Annotated in this window: 16 protein-coding genes; 10 read left to right on the forward strand and 6 right to left on the reverse strand. The window is 68.1% G+C overall.

Annotation, left to right across the window (positions count from 1 at the left end; translation table 11 throughout):
- The first annotated feature begins 641 nt into the window (after positions 1–641).
- The 4 genes from NVU01S_RS30950 to NVU01S_RS43665 all read left to right on the forward strand — a co-directional run bounded on the left by NVU01S_RS30950 (position 642) and on the right by NVU01S_RS43665 (position 6431).
- On the forward strand, positions 642–2207 hold the full coding sequence (locus NVU01S_RS30950) for an alkaline phosphatase D family protein (protein ID WP_043683408.1): 1566 nt from the start codon (positions 642–644) through the stop codon (positions 2205–2207).
- A 51-nt stretch (positions 2208–2258) separates the two neighbouring features.
- Positions 2259–3536: an FAD-binding oxidoreductase gene (locus NVU01S_RS30955; protein ID WP_042255738.1), complete on the forward strand. Its 1278-nt coding sequence runs from the start codon at positions 2259–2261 to the stop codon at positions 3534–3536.
- Between the two features lie 1595 nt (positions 3537–5131).
- Entirely contained in the window at positions 5132–5917 is a 786-nt protein-coding gene (locus tag NVU01S_RS30960) for an SDR family NAD(P)-dependent oxidoreductase (RefSeq protein ID WP_052280960.1), read from the forward strand.
- 376 nt (positions 5918–6293) lie between these two features.
- A complete protein-coding gene (locus tag NVU01S_RS43665; protein ID WP_156161753.1) occupies positions 6294–6431 on the forward strand; it encodes a hypothetical protein in 138 nt (45 codons plus the stop codon).
- 459 nt (positions 6432–6890) lie between these two features.
- On the opposite strand, the gene NVU01S_RS30965 is transcribed toward NVU01S_RS43665, so the two are convergent.
- The 3 genes from NVU01S_RS30965 to ctaC all read right to left on the reverse strand — a co-directional run bounded on the left by NVU01S_RS30965 (position 6891) and on the right by ctaC (position 8998).
- Positions 6891–7415, reverse strand: coding sequence for a hypothetical protein (locus tag NVU01S_RS30965; protein WP_043676131.1), 525 nt, complete (start codon positions 7413–7415; stop codon positions 6891–6893).
- 75 nt (positions 7416–7490) lie between these two features.
- A complete protein-coding gene (locus NVU01S_RS30970; RefSeq protein WP_014983095.1) occupies positions 7491–7907 on the reverse strand; it encodes a cytochrome c oxidase subunit 4 in 417 nt (138 codons plus the stop codon).
- 14 nt (positions 7908–7921) lie between these two features.
- On the reverse strand, positions 7922–8998 hold the full coding sequence (gene ctaC / locus NVU01S_RS30975; protein ID WP_052280965.1) for an aa3-type cytochrome oxidase subunit II: 1077 nt from the start codon (positions 8996–8998) through the stop codon (positions 7922–7924).
- A 468-nt stretch (positions 8999–9466) separates the two neighbouring features.
- Here ctaC and asnB point away from each other — a divergent pair, with 468 nt between their 5' ends.
- Positions 9467–11410, forward strand: a complete 1944-nt coding sequence (gene asnB, locus NVU01S_RS30980) for an asparagine synthase (glutamine-hydrolyzing) (RefSeq protein WP_043676133.1) — start codon at positions 9467–9469, stop codon at positions 11408–11410.
- Positions 11411–11777: 367 nt separating this feature from the next.
- On the opposite strand, the gene NVU01S_RS30985 is transcribed toward asnB, so the two are convergent.
- Positions 11778–12746 carry a carbohydrate kinase family protein gene (locus NVU01S_RS30985; protein WP_043676135.1) on the reverse strand — a complete coding sequence of 323 codons (969 nt, stop codon included), beginning with the start codon at positions 12744–12746 and terminating at the stop codon, positions 11778–11780.
- A gap of 255 nt (positions 12747–13001) precedes the next feature.
- Complete coding sequence (locus tag NVU01S_RS30990; protein ID WP_014983091.1) at positions 13002–13358, reverse strand: HesB/IscA family protein; 357 nt, start codon at positions 13356–13358, stop codon at positions 13002–13004.
- A gap of 195 nt (positions 13359–13553) precedes the next feature.
- Between NVU01S_RS30990 and NVU01S_RS30995 the strand changes: the two genes are divergently transcribed.
- Positions 13554–14225 carry a DUF3043 domain-containing protein gene (locus NVU01S_RS30995; RefSeq protein WP_043676136.1) on the forward strand — a complete coding sequence of 224 codons (672 nt, stop codon included), beginning with the start codon at positions 13554–13556 and terminating at the stop codon, positions 14223–14225.
- 75 nt (positions 14226–14300) lie between these two features.
- On the opposite strand, the gene NVU01S_RS43670 is transcribed toward NVU01S_RS30995, so the two are convergent.
- The gene (locus NVU01S_RS43670) at positions 14301–14459 is read right to left on the reverse strand and encodes a hypothetical protein (protein ID WP_156161754.1); all 159 of its coding nucleotides are present in this window, start codon (positions 14457–14459) and stop codon (positions 14301–14303) included.
- An 85-nt stretch (positions 14460–14544) separates the two neighbouring features.
- Between NVU01S_RS43670 and NVU01S_RS31000 the strand changes: the two genes are divergently transcribed.
- The 4 genes from NVU01S_RS31000 to NVU01S_RS31015 all read left to right on the forward strand — a co-directional run bounded on the left by NVU01S_RS31000 (position 14545) and on the right by NVU01S_RS31015 (position 18502).
- On the forward strand, positions 14545–15522 hold the full coding sequence (locus tag NVU01S_RS31000; protein ID WP_043676139.1) for a helix-turn-helix domain-containing protein: 978 nt from the start codon (positions 14545–14547) through the stop codon (positions 15520–15522).
- Positions 15523–15803: 281 nt separating this feature from the next.
- Positions 15804–16331 carry a bifunctional adenosylcobinamide kinase/adenosylcobinamide-phosphate guanylyltransferase gene (locus NVU01S_RS31005; protein WP_052280961.1) on the forward strand — a complete coding sequence of 176 codons (528 nt, stop codon included), beginning with the start codon at positions 15804–15806 and terminating at the stop codon, positions 16329–16331.
- 250 nt (positions 16332–16581) lie between these two features.
- Positions 16582–17685 carry a nicotinate-nucleotide--dimethylbenzimidazole phosphoribosyltransferase gene (gene cobT, locus NVU01S_RS31010; protein WP_043676145.1) on the forward strand — a complete coding sequence of 368 codons (1104 nt, stop codon included), beginning with the start codon at positions 16582–16584 and terminating at the stop codon, positions 17683–17685.
- 67 nt (positions 17686–17752) lie between these two features.
- A complete protein-coding gene (locus tag NVU01S_RS31015) occupies positions 17753–18502 on the forward strand; it encodes an adenosylcobinamide-GDP ribazoletransferase (RefSeq protein ID WP_043676148.1) in 750 nt (249 codons plus the stop codon).
- Positions 18503–19380: the final 878 nt, after the last annotated feature.

Genomic DNA, 19380 nt, shown 5'->3' on the forward strand with positions numbered 1-19380 from the left:
GGTCAGTTTTCGTCACGATCGCCAGCTGGTACCGAGCAGCTCCATCACGGCAGCCGGCCCAGCAAGCGGTTGTGCCCTTCCGCGGCAATCAGTTAGCGCGGTGCGAGTGATCGCCCTTCAGCACCGGAACCCTCGAGCTCGATCGTCGTCAGCCGTTTTCTCGGCTGACGACGTTCTCGTTGTGCGGGCCCCCGCACAGACCTGAAGCTCGTAACCCACATCGCGGACTGCGCCGCCCTCGCGATACCCGCTGCGGTTCCTCGCTGCGTTCCCCTTTGCGTTCCCCGCTGCGGTTCCTGTTGCGTTCCCCGCTGCGTTCCCGTTGCGTTCCCGCTGCGGTTCCTGTTGCGTTCCCCGCTGCGGTTCCTGTTGCGTTCCTCGCTGCGTTCCCGTTGCGTTCCCCGCACCCTTTCTCGGGATTCGCACTCTTCGCGGCCGTCCAGAACGCGTGCGGATCCCGAGAAAGGGTGCGGCTGTGGCGATCCCACCTCTACAGTCGGGGGTCGGGTCGGTGGCTGGGAGGGATTTCGCTTGATGGTCGAGAGGGAGTGGCGGGTGCGCCACTCGCCACCAGTTTGCTCGCGCCGACTCGTTACCCCGGAGTTCATATTGCGTTGGGATAGCTGGGACAGGGTGCTCCCATGACTGGTTCGACCTTCGGTTTCTCCCGGCGCACCCTGTTGCGCACCTCCGCGCTCGGTCTGGTGGCCGCCCCGTCGTTGGCCGCGTGCGCCGCCAACGACGGGCCCGGCCTGGTGCGGCAGCGGCCGGTGCTGACCCACGGGGTCGCGGTGGGTGACCCGCGCACCGACGGTGCGCTGATCTGGGCCCGCTCCGACCAGCCCGCGAAGCTGATCGTGGAGACCGCCTCCACCGAATCGTTCAGCAACGCAAAGAGGTTCGCCGGTCCCCTGCTCACCCCGGACAGTGACGGCACCGGCCGGGTGCGCGTCAACGGTTTGCCCGCGGGCCGGCAGGTGCACTACCGGGTGACGCTGGAGAACGAGAGCGGCGCCGTCTCCGAACCCGTCACCGGTGTGTTCCGCACGGTGCCGACCGGCGAGTCGGACATCCGGTTGCAGTGGTCCGGTGACGTGGTCGGCCAGGGGTACGGCATCAACCCGGATCTCGGCGGCATGAAGATCTTCTCCGCGATGGCCGCCCGCGACCCGCACCTGTTCATCCACTCCGGCGACTCCATCTACGCGGACAATCCGGTCAAGGAGTCGGTCACGCTGCCCGACGGGCGAATCTGGCGCAACACGGTGTCCGAGGCGAAGAGCGCCCCCGCCCAGACGTTGCAGCAGTTCCGTGGCAACTACGCCTACAACCTGACCGACCAGAACTACCTGCGTTTCAACTCCTCGGTCGCGCAGGTGGTGCAGTGGGACGACCACGAGACCGTCAACAACTGGTATCCGGGCGGCCTCGTCCCGGCGGCCAAGAACTACAACGAGCGCAGCATGGACACCCTGGCGACCCGGGCCTGGCAGGCGTTCCACGAGTGGATGCCGGTGGAGCCCAAGGAAGCCGTGGACGGCCGCCTCTACCGCAAGATCTCCTACGGTCCGCTGCTGGACGTCTTCGTGCTCGACATGCGCACCTACAAGGACACCAACGACGCGAACAACGGCCCCGAGGGCCGCATTTTCGGTGCGGCTCAGACGAAGTGGTTGATCGAGGGCCTGCGCGACTCGACGGCGGTCTGGAAGATCGTGGCGAACGATCTCCCGCTCGGCCTCGTCGTCAAGGACGGTGAACAACCGAACACCACCGCGTTCGAAGGCCCCGCCAACGGCGATCCGGGCGCCCCGTCGGGCCGCGAAACCGAGATCGCCCAGGTGCTCTCGGCGATCAAGGCGAACAAGGTGACCGACGTGGTGTGGCTGACCGCCGACGTGCACTACACCGCCGCGCACCACTACGCCCCCGAGCGCGCGGCGTTCACCGACTTCGACGAGTTCTGGGAGTTCGTCTCCGGACCGCTCAACGCCGGCGCGTTCGGCCCCAACCCGCTGGACGGAACCTTCGGGCCGGAGGCCGTTTTCGTGCACGCGCCGCCGGTGCAGAACAGTTCCCCGCTCGACGAGTACCAACATTTCGGCGAGGTCCTGATCGACGGCAAGTCAAGGGAGCTGACGGTCAATTTGTGCGACGCGACGGGATCGGTACTGTTCAGCAAGCAACTCGCACCAACCACCGGATAGCACCCGAGATCGGACGAGCGGCGGCGGCCGCGCTGTAGTAGCTTTCGTGCCATGAGCACGCCGCAGTTTGTCTCCGCCGAGGAGTATCTACCCCGCGATACCGCGGATGTCGTTCGCACGGTTCGGGATTCACGCGGCCGCGCGGAACGGCTGACCGTGCGCGGCGGGGAGCAACTGGACGACGGACTGGCACTGCCCGCCCAGCCGACCGTGGTGTCGCTGCGCCGGATGAACCAGGTGCTCGACATCAACCTCGGCCGGCGGACCGTGCGCGTGCAGGCAGGCGCCAAGCTGTCCGATATCGATCGGCGGCTCGGCGCGCACGGGCTCGGCCTGCCGATCGTCGGCGACCACCGCGACATCACCGCCGGCGGTTTCGCGTCCGTCGGCGGGGTGAGCGCGGCCTCGCACAAGTACGGCATGTTCATCGACCAGGTCGTCGATCTGGAGTACGTCGACAACGACGGGCGGATCGGCACCTGCGGGCGCACCCACCACACCGAACGGTTCCATCGCATCCTCGGTGCGGGCGGGCGCGCGGGCATCATCACCGCGCTCACCCTCGACGTGATCGACATCGACAAGGACCGCACCTGGCTCACCACCAACGCGGACCGTTTCCTCGACTTCGACTCCTTCGTGGAACACGCCTACGCCGAGATCACCCGGCCCGGCAACGCGGCGTTGCAGGTGGGCCGCTGGGTCGACACCGCGCCGCTGAAGGTGACCCGCCCGGGTGGCGTCGGTCAGCTGCAGTTGGGCACGGTGCGATTCGGGCAGTGGTCCACCCTGCATCCCACCACGCCGACCCGTTCGGTGCGGGCGCGTCGCGAGGTCGGTTCGCGGGCCCGAAAGTCCTTGGGCGTCATCGCTTCCGCCGCGAGCGGTCCCGCGGGCATGCCGCTGCGCAACGCGGCCGCGGGCGCGGTGCTCTTCGCCCCGAAGGTGCAGACCCTGCGCGACGCCGAATATCTCGCCGATACGGCGCTCAGTTCGTCCGAGCGTGGTCCCGCCTACCGGGTGGGCGTTTTCGCGCCGCTATCGAGCTACACGTCGGTGTTCTACCGCCTGCACGATCTGTTCGCCGGACACCGCGAGCGCACCGGCTGCTTCACCGTCATCTCCGCGATGACCTACGGCGTCCGCTCCCGCTACCTGCGCTCCGAAGCCGCCACCCGCGGCCTCTCCCCCGAAGACCACGGCCTCATCACCTTCACCAGCCGCCTGCGCCCCGCCGCCCTCCCCTCCGAACTCCTCCGCGACATCGTCTCCGGCATAGACGAAATCTGCCGCTCCGAAAACGCCCTACGCTACGAGTCCCCGGAGTAGACCCGCCACGGGCGGAACCAACCAATGGCTCCGCCCACCCCGCCGAGAACCTGTCCACGAAAACCAGGACACCATCGACGCGCACCACGCCGAACCCGGCACGGGAGTGCTGCGAGCACACCAGATGCGCCCGCCTCTCTGAGGTGGTCGACACCGCGCGCAGCGACTTGCCGCGCGGCGCGCCGGGGTTGGACGTGGAAGGTCTGTGAAGCACGCCAGATGCGCCCCCACAGAGGTGGTCGACACCTCACACAGCGACTCGCCGTGCGGCGCGCCGCGGGCCGGTACGGGAGGTCTGTGAAGGCGGGCTCCGGTGAACCGTGCGCGCGGCAAGACCCGCCCGCAGCCAAGGCGGCCACCCTTGCCCTCGGCCGCACCCAAGTTCTCCCACACCCGCACTAACCCCGGTGAGGCGCGCCAGACACACCCGACCGAACAGCCGACGGGCCGGATCTGCACTCCCACAGAGGTTGTCGACACCTCAGATAGCGACTCGCCGTGTGGCACGCCGAAGCTCGGTGCGGGAGAGCTGTGAAGTCAGGCGCCGGTGCGCACGGCAAGGTACACGCCCGTGGCCAGGCGTTCCAATGCGGCGGGCCCTTGGTCTCCCACACGAATTCGCTGCCGACGGCAACAACGCCCCGTGGTCCGGCGCTGCGGCTCCGGCACCCATACGACAGCGGCCGACGTGCTGACCAGCAGCTTCCGTCCGGCCGCACACCGGCCTGCCGCGATGAGCCGGCCCTCGACTGCACACGAAAGCGAGGGGCAAACCAAGATCAGGGGGAATTGGTGGCGGTGTGCTCTCGCGCGATGCCGCCACCAATTCCCCCTGATCTTGTACCGAGGACTCGGTCCGGGATGGCCGACGAAGGCCCCCACCGCGAGTTCCTATGCGACGCGCCGAGACTCAGTACGAAGTGTCTGCGCAGCCGCACTCTTCTGAGCGAGCTGCCCGCACAACGACCGACACCTCACCCGCAGCCGGGGCGCGCCCACACCGATCCTCGGCCTCGGCCGCAACCCATCCTGCTCACCAGCACTCACCCAGGTGCTGGGTCCGCCAGATGCGCCCGCTCGAGCGGACTACCGGTCGGGTAGCCACCCACAGAGCTGGCCGACGCCTCACACAGCGACATACCGTGCGGCGCACCGAGGCTCGGTGCGGGAGGTCTGTCCTCGGCCTCGGCCGCAACCCATCCTGCTCACCAGCACTCACCCAGGTGCTGGGTCCGCCAGATGCGCCCGCTCGAGCGGACTACCGGTCGGGTAGCCACCCACAGAGGTGGTCGACACCTCACACAGCGACATACCGTGCGGTGCACCGAGGCTCGGTGCGGGAGATCTGTGGACTGGACTGGCGGGGCCGGGCTGGGCTGGGCTGGGCTGGGGCGGGGCGGGGCGGGGCGGGGCGGGGCGGGGCGGGGCGGGGCGGGGGAAGCATTCGCTCGATCAAGTCCATCAAACGGCTGGCAACCTTATACTGTGACCGGTCGCATATGTCGCCGGGAGGTTGCGGGGGCGGGCGGCTTCGGCACTGTCGGCGGGGTGCCGTGCGTGTGTTCAGTCGTTCGCATGTGAAGGTTGCTGTGCCGATGCCCGAATTCCGTACTGCCCCGGTCCGATTCATCGATCGCAAGCGTGCCCATCCGCCGGAATCGCTGGCGGGACGCCGGGTTCTGGTCACCGACGCGTGTTCCGATATCGGCCGCGCCACCGCGCAGCTACTGGCCGCCCAAGGGGCGCAACTACTTCTGGTGGCTCGGCGCGGGGACCAGTTGATCGCTGCCTGCGAGGAGATCCGCGGCGACGGCGGGGAGGCGCACTGGTGTCGCTGCGATATCGCGGCACTCGGCGACGTCGACCAGCTCGTCACCTGGGTGCTCAGCGAATTCGGCACCGTCGACGTGCTGATCAACAACGCGGGACGACCCGTGCGGCGCCCGGTCACCCAGTCGCTGCACCGCTTCCGCGACTATCAGCAGATGATGGCCGCGAACTATTTCGGCCCGCTCCGCCTCACCTTGGGCCTGCTTCCGGCGATGCTGCGTTCCGGCTCCGGACATGTCCTCAATGTCGGACCGTGGAGCCCCGATATCGGTGCCGCACCGAATTTCGCGTCCTACGCCAGCGCCCAAGCGGCCTGGACCACGTTCGGCGACTGCGCCGACGCCGAACTCTCCCCGCAGGGCATCCAAGTCACCACCGTCCACTACACCCCAGGACAACTCGATGACCCCGAGCAGGCGGCCCACCGCATCGAAACCGCCATCCGCACCAGAGCCCCGCGCGTAGAGCCCCGCTTCACCCGCACCCTCTACGCCCTCGCCGGCGTCGCCCCCCGCTCCACCGCCCGCCTGATGCACGCCTTCGGCATCTGACCCCTTACACACAACCTCAACGGCCAACGCGCATCGACCCTCGCCGCCTAGGCCGACATCGCACGTCGCTCCGATCGCGAACTGGGACACTGCTGATCGCGGAATTCGACAGCGTGTGGTGCGGACGCTGGTCACGAACTCGACACCGCGCAACGTCTGCTTCGCTCGGCGATCCCACGGTGGTGGTCGGCGCGGTGGTCAGCTGGAGCAGCGACCACTGGCTGACCGCGGCGATCAACACCCCACGCGACTGGCCTACACCGCCACCGACGACAGTGCCCACATGGCACGTCTGGGCAGGCGAGGAGCTCGTCATGTCGACGTTCGTCCACTGCCCACGCGCACACCACGAGTCGAACACCCCCAACCCCAACGCATGGTGCAGTCGGCTCGGCGGTTGACCGCCCTGCGCGTCGACCCGCACGTCGCCAGCCAACCACAGCCGCCCGAAGTGCTGTCGATGCGCGGCATGCGCACGATCACCGAAGTCGACGGGATCGTGCCGGAGCGGTAGGAGCCGCCTGCTGTTTTCTCGGGCACATAGGCGGGGCCGCCTACGCGACACACCCTCGAACACGGATGGCGCTGCGCCTGACATAGGCGGGAGTATTGGACTTCAAGAGCCACCTGCCCAGCATTATGACGGCGTCCTGAGCGCGGGTTTCGACCTTGATGGCCGACGGTGAGGGCTACGTCGCGGCGGGCCACAAGGTGGCGCCTGGCCGCCGAGGCTGTGGTGAGAAAGACACCGTGCTCGACGACGTTTCGCGGAGACGGGGCGGGCGTTACCGAAATCAAGCGTCGTCGCGATTCCCCGATATGGCGGCCGCCCTCAGCACCAATCCGTCGACCACGATCCACCCGAAAGAAGCCCCACCTGAGCATCTCTCGACGAGTACCACTCCTGGTCAGCTGATCACCAGGTAATGGTTGCGGCATCGGCCGAGAGACCTCCACCACCATTACCTGGTGATCAATTGTCCAGCTGCGGTCCCGCGTCCCGCATCGACGCGTACATGCAGTGCAGCAGATATTCGCCTGGGGTTTCGCCCAGTGCGAAGGTCAACTGCACCCCGCACGAGGTCTCGATGGTGGTCTGGGTGTCGAAGGTGAGGGGTGGATATTGATGCCATGGGCAGTCGTGCTCGTCGAGCAACGCCAATGTCCGGTCCATCGGCAACCCGACCACATCTACGCCAACGGTGCCCTGCACGGACCCGGCCCCGATCCCGCCCGGGGTGTTCATTCGCGCGGGCAGCCGGAATTCCGGTTCACGCCAACCGGTGTGGTCCAACCCCAGCATGCGCAACTCACCGTCTTCAATGTGCACCTCGACACTTTCCTCTCGCTGCAGAAAGTCCGCGAAATCGTCGGAGGCCCGGAACGGCACACCCACTTCGCGCAGCGCCGCCACCAGCTCGTCTCCGCGCAGACCCAACCGCAGCGCCCCGACCTGTCCGGTTTTCGCGAACGTGACGATCACGCCGATGATGTCCACGCGCCCAAAATAAAGCGCGCACCGGAAACGGCGAAAGCCCCCTCGGCGAACCGAGGGGGCTTTCGTCGAACGGGCTCAGTGCTTTTCGGGGCCCAGGTAGTACTCGAACACCAGACCCGCGGCGGCGGCGAGGACGCAGACCACGCCGAGGCCGATCAGCCAGAACTGGAAGAAGGCCAGGCCGAGGGCGGTGATGGAGCCCGCGCCGGCGAGCAGGATGGGCCAGAAGCTACCGGGCGAGAAGAAGCCCAGATCGCCTGCGCCGTCCACGATCTCGGCATCCTCGTAGTCTTCCGGACGCAGGTCGAGGCGACGCGCGACGAAACGGAAGTAGGTGCCGATGATCAGCGACAGGCCCGCGGTCAACACGATCGCGGTGGTGCCCGCCCACTCCACACCGGTACGGGACTGGCCGGTGAAGTAGCCGTAGATCACCGCGGTGATCGCGAAGAACAGCGTCAGCAACTCGAATATGCGCGCTTCGATCTTCATGTCAGATCAGTCCCTTACTTTGCCTCGGCCGCGGTCTTGGTCGTGCGCTCGGTGTTGAACGGCCGGGTCGACGTGGCGACCGGCGATTCACCGATGGACTCCAACGCTTCGGCGTTGGTCTTGCCCGCCCGGCGCGCATCCAGGTACTTGGTGAACTTCTCCGGCGAGACCGCGCGGACCTCGAAGTTCATCATCGAGTGGAAGGTGCCGCACATCTCGGCGCAGCGGCCGACGAACGCGCCTTCCTTCTCGATCTTGGTGATCTGGAAGACGTTGTCCGAGTGGTTTTCCTTCGGGTTCGGCATCACGTCGCGCTTGAACAGGAACTCGGGCACCCAGAACGCGTGCACCACGTCGGCGGCGGCCAGCTGGAACTCGATGATCTTGTTGGTCGGCAGCACGAGCACCGGGACCTCGGTGCTGGAGCCGTAGGTCTCGACCTTGTCGTAGTGCAGGTAGGACAGGATGTCGTTCTCCGGCTTGCCGTGCACCGGGCCCGGCTGCGGGTGACCGTCCTTGGTCCGCTCCTTGTACTCCTCGAGCTGCTCCTGGTTCGCGGCCTCACGCGTGGTATCGATGCCCTCGAAGCGGTAGCCGTCCTTGAAGCTCACGTCGCGGTAGCCGAACTTCCAGTTCCACTGGAAGGCGGTCACGTCGACGGTGACATCCGGGTCGGCGACCTTCTCGTGCACGTAGTTCTGCACGACCACGGTGAAGTAGAACAGCACCGCGATGATGACGAACGGCACGGCCGTGTAGGTCAGCTCCAGCGGCACGTTGTAACCGGTCTGCCGCGGGAACTCCGGGGAGTCGGGCTTCTTGCGGTGGAAGACGACGGTCCAGAACGTCAGTCCCCACACGATCACACCCATCACCAGGGCGGCGATGATCGACCAGGTCCACAGTTCCCGCATCCGGGTGGCCTGCGGCGTGACACCCGAGGGCCAGCCGAACCGCAGCCAAACATTGTCGATCGAGCAGCCCGAGACGAGCAGCGCGGTGATCCCGAGGGACACCGCCAGCCCGGCCCGCCGAAGGATCCGGCCCCGCGAGGGTCGTGCCCCGATCTCTTCGCTCGCCTTGTGCGCCACGCTCACGCCTTCCTGGTCGCCACACATTCCGACATTTGCACCGCCGGGGCTGCGACCGCCCCGGCGATACGTTCTAAGCACATGTCAGGCCTCCCCGGTCGAGCGCGTGCGCCGCCTGAGAATGGCCTGAGTACTACGCAGCGTAGACCAAACGAGCGCCCCGTTTGTCGTCGGGTCGCATTCGACACTCCGCCGATCGCGCGCGGGCCAGGGTACCGGTCGCGCTCACCTGCCCGTCCGTCCCCGCGCACCCCGGCAAAAGCCCTGGACAGGGTGCGCACGACGCGCGGAGGGACGGCGTGCGGCATACTCGGACACAACATTTCGGCCGCTGTGCTCACCGCGAGGGCAGGCCCCGGCACGTCCCGGCACGACCGCTCGCGGCAGACACTGCGCGCCGCCCCCGCAAGACATTCGGGCGCCCCGTCCGGGCCGCGCCCCTGCACGAGAAACGAGGTTGCCGACGCCGTGTGTGGACTGCTCGGGTTTCTGACATCTGACGAAGCAGCACCTGGCGTGGTCGAGCAGGTGTACGACGCCCTGCACTGCGTCCGGCACCGCGGTCCCGACGAGCGCGGCACCTGGCACGACGACCACATGATCTTCGGGTTCAACCGCCTGTCGATCATCGATATCGAGCACTCGCACCAGCCGCTGCGCTGGGGTCCGCCGGAGAACCGGGAACGCTACGCGCTGACCTTCAACGGCGAGATCTACAACTACATCGAGCTGCGCAAGGAGCTGGCCGAGGCGCACGGCGCGGAGTACGCCGAGGATTCGATCTTCCGCACCGAGGGCGACGGTGAGGCCGTCGTCGCGGCATTCCACTACTGGGGCCCGGAGGCGGTGCGCAAGCTGCGCGGCATGTTCGCGTTCGCGATCTGGGACACCGAGACCAACGCGCTGTTCCTGGCCCGCGACCCGTTCGGCATCAAGCCCTTGTTCCTGGCCACCGGTCCCGGCGGGACCGCGTTCGGCAGCGAGAAGAAGAGCCTGCTCGAGCTGCTGGCCCCGCTGCAGCTGACCGACGCGCTGGACCCGCGCGCGCTGGAGCACTACACGGTGCTGCAATACGTGCCCGAGGCCGAGACCCTGCACCAGGACATCCGGCGGCTCGAATCCGGCAGTTACGCGACCGTGCGTCCCGGGGCCGCGCCGCGGATCACCCGGTACTTCCACCCGCAGTTCACCGTGCGCCCCTTCGCCGAAGGCGCGGCGGCCGCGCGCTACCGCGAGATCGCCGAAGCGCTCGAGGACTCGGTCGCCAAGCACATGCGCGCCGACGTCACCGTCGGTTCCTTCCTGTCCGGCGGCATCGACTCCACCGCCGTCGCGGCGCTGGCCATGCGGCACAACCCGAAGCTGATCACCTTCACCACCGGATTCGAGCGCGAGGGCTACTCCGAGGTGGATGTGGCCGCGGAGAGCGCCGAGGCGATCGGCGCCCGGCACATCGTGAAGGTGGTCTCCCCCAGCGAATTCGCCGCCGCCATCCCCGAAATCGTCTGGTACCTCGACGATCCGGTGGCCGACCCGGCGCTGGTGCCGCTGTACTTCGTGGCCAAGGAGGCGCGCAAGCACGTCAAGGTCGTGCTCTCCGGCGAGGGCGCCGACGAGCTGTTCGGCGGGTACACGATCTACCGGGAGCCGTTGTCGCTCAAGCCGTTCGAGTACCTGCCCGGCGCGCTGCGCCGGCTGGCGGGCAAGCTGTCCGACCGCATCCCGGACGGCACCAGGGGCAAGAGCCTGCTGCACCGCGGTTCGCTCACCCTGGAGCAGCGCTACTACGGCAACGCGCGCAGCTTCAACGACGCCCAATTGCGTTCCGTGCTACGCGAATTCCGGCCCGAATGGACGCATCAGGACGTCACCGCGCCGATCTACGCGCAGTCGCGCGGCTGGGATCCGGTGGCGCGCATGCAACATCTGGACCTTTTCACCTGGTTGCGCGGCGACATCCTGGTCAAGGCCGACAAGATGACCATGGCCAACTCGCTCGAATTGCGGGTGCCGTTCCTGGATTCCGAGGTGCTGCGGGTCGCCGAGGGGCTGCCGTTCGAGCAGAAGATCACCAAGGAAACCACGAAATACGCGCTGCGCCAGGCGCTCGAGGGCATCGTCCCGCCGCATGTGCTGCACCGTGCCAAGCTCGGTTTCCCGGTGCCGCTGCGGCATTGGTTGCGTGGCACCGAACTCTACGACTGGGCCCAGCAGCAGATCCTCGAATCGCACACCGACCACCTGCTGAACAAGGCCGCGATCAGCGACATGCTCGTCGCGCACCGGGCCGGCGGCGTCGACCACAGCCGCCGCCTCTGGACCCTGCTCGTCTTCATGGTCTGGCACGGCATCTTCGTCGAAGACCGCATCAAGCCCGACATCCAAGAGCCGGTCTACCCGGTCTCCCTGTAGCCGACACGCGAAGTGCCCCTCCACCGAGGGGCACTTCGTCGTTCAGCGCAGCCCGACAACGGCGCGAACAGCGCGACCGACGCAGCTCCCGCGCCCCAATTCGCCCGCCGCGCGCGTGTCCGTCAGCGAACACGCGCGCAGCCCGACAAAACGTGCGCGGGAGTGTCACTCACGGCGCGGCCTACCGCGCTCGGGCCGGCCGGAGTCGGCGCATCCGTGCGACGCAGGTGGCGCTCGTCAGTGCACGTGCGCCACATCACGTACTCGGTACCGCGCATCAGCCGGCATTCAACGAGCCCATCGCTGCTTTGCCGACGTCAGCCGCGTACGACTTCGTATGCGGCGCAACAGGGTTGCGCGGATACGCTCAGAGCAGGGGCTTGATTTCCGCGGCGGCGTCGGCGCCGTAGGCCTCGGCGAGGCGGTCCAGGGCGGTTTCCTTGTTCAGGGTCCACTCCTGGGTGCCCATGGTCTCCAGGACGAGCACGGCGATCAGGGAACCGAGCTGAGCGGAACGTTCCAGACTGAGGCCCGCGGTGTGGCCGGTGAGGAAACCGGCGCGGAACGCGTCACCGACGCCGGTCGGCTCGACCTTGGTGGTTTCCGGGACCACGCCGACGGTGAGCTCGGTACCGTCCCGATCGACGATCTGCACGCCGTGCTCGCTGAGCGTGGTCACCCGGACGCCGACCTTCTGCGCGACCTCGGCCTCGGTGAGCCCGGTCTTCTGCAACAGCAGCGCCCACTCGTACTTGTTGGTGAAAAGGTATGCGGCGCCGTCGATCAGCTGCACGGCCTGGTCGCCGTCGAGGCGGGCCAGCTGCTGGGACGGGTCCGCGGCGAACGGGATGCCCAGCGCGCGGCATTCGGCGGTGTGCTTCAGCATCGCCTCGGGATCGTTGGCGCCGACCAGCACCAAGTCCAGCGCGTGCTTCTGGGCGAGATCGCCGATCGAGATGTCGCGGGCCTCGCTCATCGCGCCCGGGTAGAACGACGCGATCTGGGCCATGTCGTCATCGGTGGTGCAGACGAACCGCGCGGTGTGCGCCTTCTCGGAGATCAGCACGCCGGAGCAGTCGACGCCGTGCGATTCCAGCCACTGCCGGTATTCGGCGAAGTCGGCGCCCACGGCACCGACGAGCAGCGGCTTACGGTTGAGCAGGCCCATCGCGTACACGATGTTGCCCGCGACACCACCGCGGCGGATCTGCAGATCGTCGACGAGGAAGCTCAGCGACACGTGGTCGAGCTGATCGGCCAGCAGTGCGTCGGCGAACCGTCCGGGAAAACGCATGAGGTGGTCGGTGGCAATGGACGCGGAAACGGCGATGGACACGAGGCTGAGCCCTTCAACGGTAGGCGACAGGCGGTGAAGACCGGGAAAACAACTTCCCCTGCATCACCGTACCAATCCCGCGCCGCCGCTCCGATACCCCGATCGGGGCATATCTGTGCCGCGAGATCTACGGCGGCAAGCGATGGTTCGGCCCTGACGTGGTCTGAAACGACGCGGGCCGGAAACACGCAACCCCACGTGAGTTCTCACGTGGGGTGGGCTGTTACGCGGTGGACCCGCGGACGACGCGTGGTCTCAGTTGAAGGAATCGCCGCAGGCGCAGGAGCCGGTGGCGTTCGGGTTGTCGATCGTGAAGCCCTGCTTCTCGATGGTGTCGACGAAGTCGATGGACGCACCCTGCACGTACGGGGCGCTCATCCGGTCGACAGCCAGCTTGACGCCGTCGAAATCGACGGTCAGGTCACCGTCGAGCGAGCGGTCGTCGAAGAAGAGCTGGTACCGCAGGCCGGCACAACCACCCGGCTGCACGGCGATCCGCAGCGCCAGGTCGTCGCGACCCTCCTGGTCCAGCAGCGCCTTCGCCTTGCTGGCGGCAGCGTCGGTCAGCACCACACCGTGGGTTTCGGTGGCGGTCTCGTTCTGCACAGTCATGAACTCTCCTCGAGGAACCTGTCGTCGACCCGTGAACAGCGCACGGGTCGTGTCGGTCAACACCACTCGGCGGGCTGCTATTCCCCATCTTGCCACCATCGTGCGCGGAGGAACACGTCACCTCCGTGCCCCCACGCACCTGCGCGAATCGGACCGCATTTCCCGCCGCGTATTCCATCGAATAGCCTGGTCGGTGTGAAATTGTTCCGTCGCGGCGAGTCCAGCAGCACCGACGCGGCCGCCGATGAGACGGCGACCGCGGACGGCAACTCGACCGCGGGCTCCACCCGAACAGCGGTTACCACCACTGCGGGCAAGGGCCGTCCCACTCCGAAACGCCGTGACGCACAAGGCAAGCGCCGCGGTCCGGTAGCTCCTGCACCCCTGACCGCGAAGGAGGCCCGCGCCCGGCGCAAGGCCACCCGCGGCACCAAAGAGGAGCGCAAAGCGGCCGCCGCCGAACGCAAGGCCGCGGTCGCCGACCGGCGCAACCGCATGCTCGCCGGCGAGGACAAGTACCTGCTGCCGCGCGATCAAGGGCCGGTGCGCGGGTTCGTCCGCGATCTCGTCGACGCCCGGCGCAACCTGGTCGGCCTGTTCATGCCGATGGCGCTGGTGCTGATCCTGTCGATGTTCGTGGCGCCCGCGCTGCAGACCATCGTCACGCTGGCGATGCTGGTCATGATGTTCTTCATGATCGCCGAGGGCTTCATGCTCGGCCGGATCGTCAACAACCGGGTCCGGGAGCGTTTCCCCGACACCACCGACACCGGATTCAAACTCGGCTGGTACGCGTTCGTCCGTGCTTCCCAGATCCGCAAGATGCGGGCCCCGAAGCCACAGGTTTCCCCCGGTACCGCGGTTTAGCGGGTCGCCCCCCGAACATGAGTGCGGCCCGGTTCGTGGGCACGAACCGGGCCGCTCGGGGCGGACACATGGGGATCAGTGGTTGGCGGTGCGGCCGAGCATGGCCGTCAGTTCGGCATGCATGCGCTGGGCGTCGCGATCGGTGACGTTGGTCGATCCGACCGGGCTGGCGAAGGTCCGAACGAAGGCGGCGAACGCGACGATGACTGCCAGGGTGAGGAAGAAAGTAACCATGGCAGTAATTTTGCGCCCATTGAGTTACCGCCGAAAGTGGCGGTACTGACACACTTCGCAAAGATTCAGCCAGTATCCTTGGTGCATGCTGTCCAAGGTCGCCGTGGTGCTGTCCGATCGCATGGCCATGTTCGAGTTCGGGGTCCTCTGCGAGGTTTTCGGGCTCGACCGCAGCTCCTACGGGCTGCCCACCTTCGACTTCCGGGTGTGCGGCGCCGAACCGGGTAAAACGCTGCGCTCCACCTCGCCCGGCATCACCCTCACCCCCGAATACGGTCTCGAAGAACTCGCGGACGCCGACCTCGTCGCCATCCCCGCCGCCTCCGCGAAGAAGGACTTCGACCCCCGCGTCGTCGACGCCGTCCGGGACGCGGCCGCCGCGGGCGCGACCGTCCTGACCGTCTGCTCCGGCGCGTTCCTGGCCGGTGCCGCAGGCCTGCTCAACGGACGAAAATGCACCACGCACTGGGGTTACGTCGACGAACTCGCCGCCCTGTACCCCGACGCGACCGTCGACCCCGACGTACTCTTCGTCGACGAAGGCAATCTGATCACCAGCGCGGGCACCGCCGCCGGCATCGACGCCTGCCTGCACCTGGTGCGCCGCGAACTCGGCAGCGCCGTCGCCAACGCGATCGCCCGCCGCATGGTGGTGCCGCCGCAACGCGACGGCGGGCAGCGCCAATTCATCGAACGCCCCGTCGCCACCTGCACCTCCGACAGCCTCATCCCCACCCTGGAATGGATGAACGACCACCTCGACCTCGCCCACACCATCGAGGACCTGGCCGCCCGCTCCACCATGTCCACCCGCACCTTCGCCCGCCGATTCGCCGCCGAAACCGGCACCACCCCGGTGAAATGGCTGACCAACCAACGCATCCTGCTCACCAAACAACTCCTCGAGGAAACCGACCTCGGCCTCGAACAGATCGCCGCCCGGGCCGGCTTCGGCTCCGGCGCCCTCCTACGCCACCACTTCCAACGCCTGGTCGGCATCGCCCCCACCGAATACCGCCGCCGCTTCGGCGCCCTCCCCGAAGTTGTCGAAACACCCGCCTGAGGTTTCCGGCTCGGGGCGCGGCGGGTCAGCGACCGCAAGTCCAGGTGAATCGGGGCAGATGGGATGGCGGTAGCGCTGCGGCAGTCGGCGCTCGCGATCGGCGCGGGACTGCTCAGTCACACTGCCAGGACACTCCGTGCCGTGCTCTCGCGATCAGCACGGCACTGCTCGGGATAGTCGGCCCGAGACCGCTGAGGCCATCACACGGCACTACCGGGCAGTCCGCACCGCGCTGCTGGAGCAGTTGGTAGCGTGCGGGCGTGTCGCACAGTGTTTCGGCCGTGGAGCCGCTTCGGACCCTCGTGTTGGGTGGGGCGCGGTCGGGTAAGTCGGCTTATGCCGAGGAACTCGCTGCGGGTGGTGCGGTGCGGTATCTGGCGACCTCGGTGCCCGATCCGGCCGATCTCGATTTCGCCGAGCGGATCGCCAAGCATCGCGACCGTCGGCCCGCCTGCTGGACGGTGGTCGAAAGTGCCGACCCGGCAACGGTTCTGCGCGGTCCCGCCTTCGACGGCGCGACCCTCGTCGACGACATCGGCACCTGGCTCACCGCCCGCATCGACGCCCGCGACGCCTGGGCATCTCCTCGCGGCACCGTCACCCCCGACACCGACGCATTGGTCGCCGCCGTTGCCGCATACCCGCGCCGGCTCATCATCGTCACCCCCGAGGTCGGCATGGGCATAGTCCCCGCCACCCGCTCCGGCCGCCTGTTCCGCGACGAAATCGGCACCCTCAACCAGCGCCTCGCCCACACCTGCGACGAAGCCTTCCTCGTCGTAGCCGGCCTCCCCCTCCGCCTCAAATAGCACCGAGGGCAGACGTCACCCGCGCGTACGGACGCGCCGACGCTGGGCCCGTCAGCGTCAGTCTCTGACCTGGTCGACTGATCACCAGGTAATGGTGGCGGCATCGCCCGAGAGGCCCCCGCCACAATTACCTGGTGATCATCCGTCCAGTACTGGGGATGTGGGTGGGTGCGGTGGGGTGGGTGGGGAGCGGGCAAGATTGGGCGGGAGAGTGCGGTGGTCTGGGCCGCTCCGACCGGAAGGGTGGATAGTGACAGACGGATTCGGGGCGGTGACACCGCCCGACGCACAGGTTCGGGCGGCGGCCGAGCAGCGGCAGGCACAGCTGACCAAACCCGGTGGAGCGCTGGGCCGGTTGGAGGAACTGGGCAACTGGGTCGCAGCCTGTCAGGGCGTGTGCCCGCCGAAGCAGTTCGAGCGCGCCAGGGTCGTGGTGTTCGCGGGCGATCACGGCGTTGCGCGGCACGGGGTTTCGGCATATCCGAGCGAGGTCACGGCACAGATGGTCGCGAACTTCCTCGCCGGAGGTGCGGCGGTGAACGCGCTCGCCGCCGTCGCGAACGCCACCGTCCGGGTCGCCGATATTTCCGTCGACGCCGACACTGACCCGGTGGTCACCAAGCACAAGGTGCGCCGGTCCAGCGGCGCGATCGACCGCGAGGACGCCCTGACCGAAGACGAGGTGCGCGCCGCCCTCGCGGCAGGCAAAGCGATCGCCGACGAGGAGATCGACGCGGGCGCCGACCTGCTCATCGCGGGCGATATGGGCATCGGCAACACCACCCCCGCCACCGTGCTGATCGCCACCCTCACCGACACCGAGCCGGTCGCCGCGGTCGGCCGCGGCACCGGGGTCGACGACGCGGGCTGGGCACGGAAGGTCGCGGCGATCCGGGATGCCATGCGCCGAGCCCGTCCCGTGGTCAAAGACCCGGTCGAACTGCTCCGCGTCGCCGCCGGCGCCGACTTCGCCGCGATGGCCGCGTTCCTCGCCCAAGCCGCCGCGCGCCGGACACCCGTGCTGCTCGACGGCGTAGTCGTGACGGCCGCGGCATTGGTCGCAGAAGATCTGGCGGCGGGCTCGGCGGCCTGGTGGCTGGCGGGTCACCGTTCCACCGAACCCGCCCATCAACTCGCCCTGCAACGTCTCCGCCTCGAGCCCCTCCTCGATTTCGGCATGCGCCTCGGCGAAGGTTCCGGCGCTCTCACCGCGCTCCCCCTGCTCCGTGCCGCCGTCGCCGCACTCGCCGACATGTCCACCTTCGCCGAGGCAGGCGTCAGCACCGCCGACACCGAAACCGCCGACAACACCGCCCTTTCCGTCCCCGCCGACACCCCGAACCTCCGCAAGTGACCCACCGCCCCTCGGCCGCGACCCGAACGCCGACGAGTGCGGCGCCGACAGCCCGGCGGGTGCGCGGATGAAGGGGATGCGGTTGGCGGTTTCCTGGTTGACCGTGTTGCCGGTGCGCGGGCCGGAGACGGTGGATCGAGTGGTGGCGGGGCGGGCAATTGCGTTGGCCCCGTTGGTCGGTGTGCTGCTGGGGGCTGGCGTGGCGGGGCTGCTGTGGGTATTGGATCGGGTGGGCGCCGGTTCGGGGCTGGCGGGGTTGGTGGTGGTCGGGGCGCTGGCGTTGATCACGCGCGGCATGCATCTCGACGGGCTCGCGGACACAATGGACGGACTCGGCAGTTACGGCTCGCCCGAGCGAGCGCGGCAGATCATGAAAAGCGGTGGGGCCGGACCTTTCGGCGTTGCCGCCCTCGTGTTTTCCATTGGTGTGCAGGCGTTTTCGTTTGCCGCCCTGGCCGAGGCCGAGCGCTGGTCGGCCGTCGTGCTCGCGGTCGCGGTCGGTCGGGTCGCCGTAGTTCTCGCCTGTCGCAAGGGTATCGAGGCTGCGCCGGACACCGGTTTCGGCGCGCTGGTCGCGGGCACGCAGCGTCCACTCACCGTCGCCGCGTGGTCCGTCGCCGCGTTGGCGGCAGCGCCCTTCGCCACTCCCGACCACCGCTGGCTGGGCCCCCTCGCCGTCCTGATCGCCCTCGCCGCAACCGTCCTCCTGGTCCGCCACACGGTCCGTCGCTTCGCCGGCCTCTCCGGCGACACCCTCGGAGCCACAGTCGAACTCACCGTCGCCCTCACCGCCGCCATCGTCTCCCTCCACCCCTGACCCAGATCACCCACGCCGACAACGCATTCCACGACACGGCTGCTGTGCCCGTTCTGGCCGTGGAATCGAACGCAAGACGCCTACTCACTGCGTTGCGCGCCGCAGATACGCGGTGAGGCCCGATACGCCGAACTGGTCCCCGGCTGCGAGACAGGCGTTCGGCGGCGAGCTTTGGCTTCGCCCGGTCTGCCGGGGTGAACTTGCTGCCGTGATGGCGGAGACCTTCTTCACGGAGCCTTTGTTACCGAAGCCTTTTGGCGGGCTCGGTGGCTGAGGCACGGCCAGGGCTTCGCGGAGGAACTGGCCCGGACGCCGCGAGCTACACGGGGCTGCCAACGGCGGGCCGCGAACCGCGCGTCGCAGGGGCGCGCGCCACAGGGCGAACTGCAGGGCCAGGGCACGGGCACGAGCCGCGAGCCGCGAGCCGCGAGGGCAGGACCACCGAGCGCAGGGACGCAGATTGGAAGAGCAGGACCACCGGGCACGGGAACCGCGAGGCGCGGACAGGACCACCAAGTGCAAGGGCGCAGAGCGGAAGAAGAGGCCCCTGGACCCGCGAGGCGCGGGGCGCGGGGGCAGAGCCACCGGGCGCAGAGGCACGAGGCCGCCGGGCCGCGAGCCGCAGGCGGCAAGTTGGGGAACTACGGCCTGCGTCGCTACACATCACCGCCCTCGCGTATTCCTGTCGTCGCACACCGGGCCCGTCGCTGTCGACGCCGTAACCACCAAGCGAGATCTGGCGCCCTCGCAACAGCATCCGTGCCCGCCTAAACGCTGTCCACAACAGGACACCAACAGAACACCGCACCCCACCCTCTTGATCTTGGTCCGGACTTGGGTACGCGAATGTCCAGGTGGCGGGAGACGGTCGCCGGGTA

This window comes from Nocardia vulneris, from assembly GCF_001613425.1.
Classification (GTDB): Bacteria; Actinomycetota; Actinomycetes; order Mycobacteriales; family Mycobacteriaceae; genus Nocardia; species Nocardia vulneris.

Coding starts and splice junctions, on each gene's coding strand:
- NVU01S_RS30970 (WP_014983095.1), bottom strand. CDS start 7,907: ATGAAGATCGAAGCGCGCATATTCGAGTTGCTGACGCTGTTCTTCGCG.
- NVU01S_RS43670 (WP_156161754.1), bottom strand. CDS start 14,459: ATGGTTACTTTCTTCCTCACCCTGGCAGTCATCGTCGCGTTCGCCGCC.
- NVU01S_RS31000 (WP_043676139.1), top strand. CDS start 14,545: ATGCTGTCCAAGGTCGCCGTGGTGCTGTCCGATCGCATGGCCATGTTC.
- NVU01S_RS43665 (WP_156161753.1), top strand. CDS start 6,294: ATGGTGCAGTCGGCTCGGCGGTTGACCGCCCTGCGCGTCGACCCGCAC.
- NVU01S_RS31015 (WP_043676148.1), top strand. CDS start 17,753: ATGAAGGGGATGCGGTTGGCGGTTTCCTGGTTGACCGTGTTGCCGGTG.
- NVU01S_RS30955 (WP_042255738.1), top strand. CDS start 2,259: ATGAGCACGCCGCAGTTTGTCTCCGCCGAGGAGTATCTACCCCGCGAT.
- NVU01S_RS30950 (WP_043683408.1), top strand. CDS start 642: ATGACTGGTTCGACCTTCGGTTTCTCCCGGCGCACCCTGTTGCGCACC.
- NVU01S_RS30990 (WP_014983091.1), bottom strand. CDS start 13,358: ATGACTGTGCAGAACGAGACCGCCACCGAAACCCACGGTGTGGTGCTG.
- NVU01S_RS30960 (WP_052280960.1), top strand. CDS start 5,132: ATGCCCGAATTCCGTACTGCCCCGGTCCGATTCATCGATCGCAAGCGT.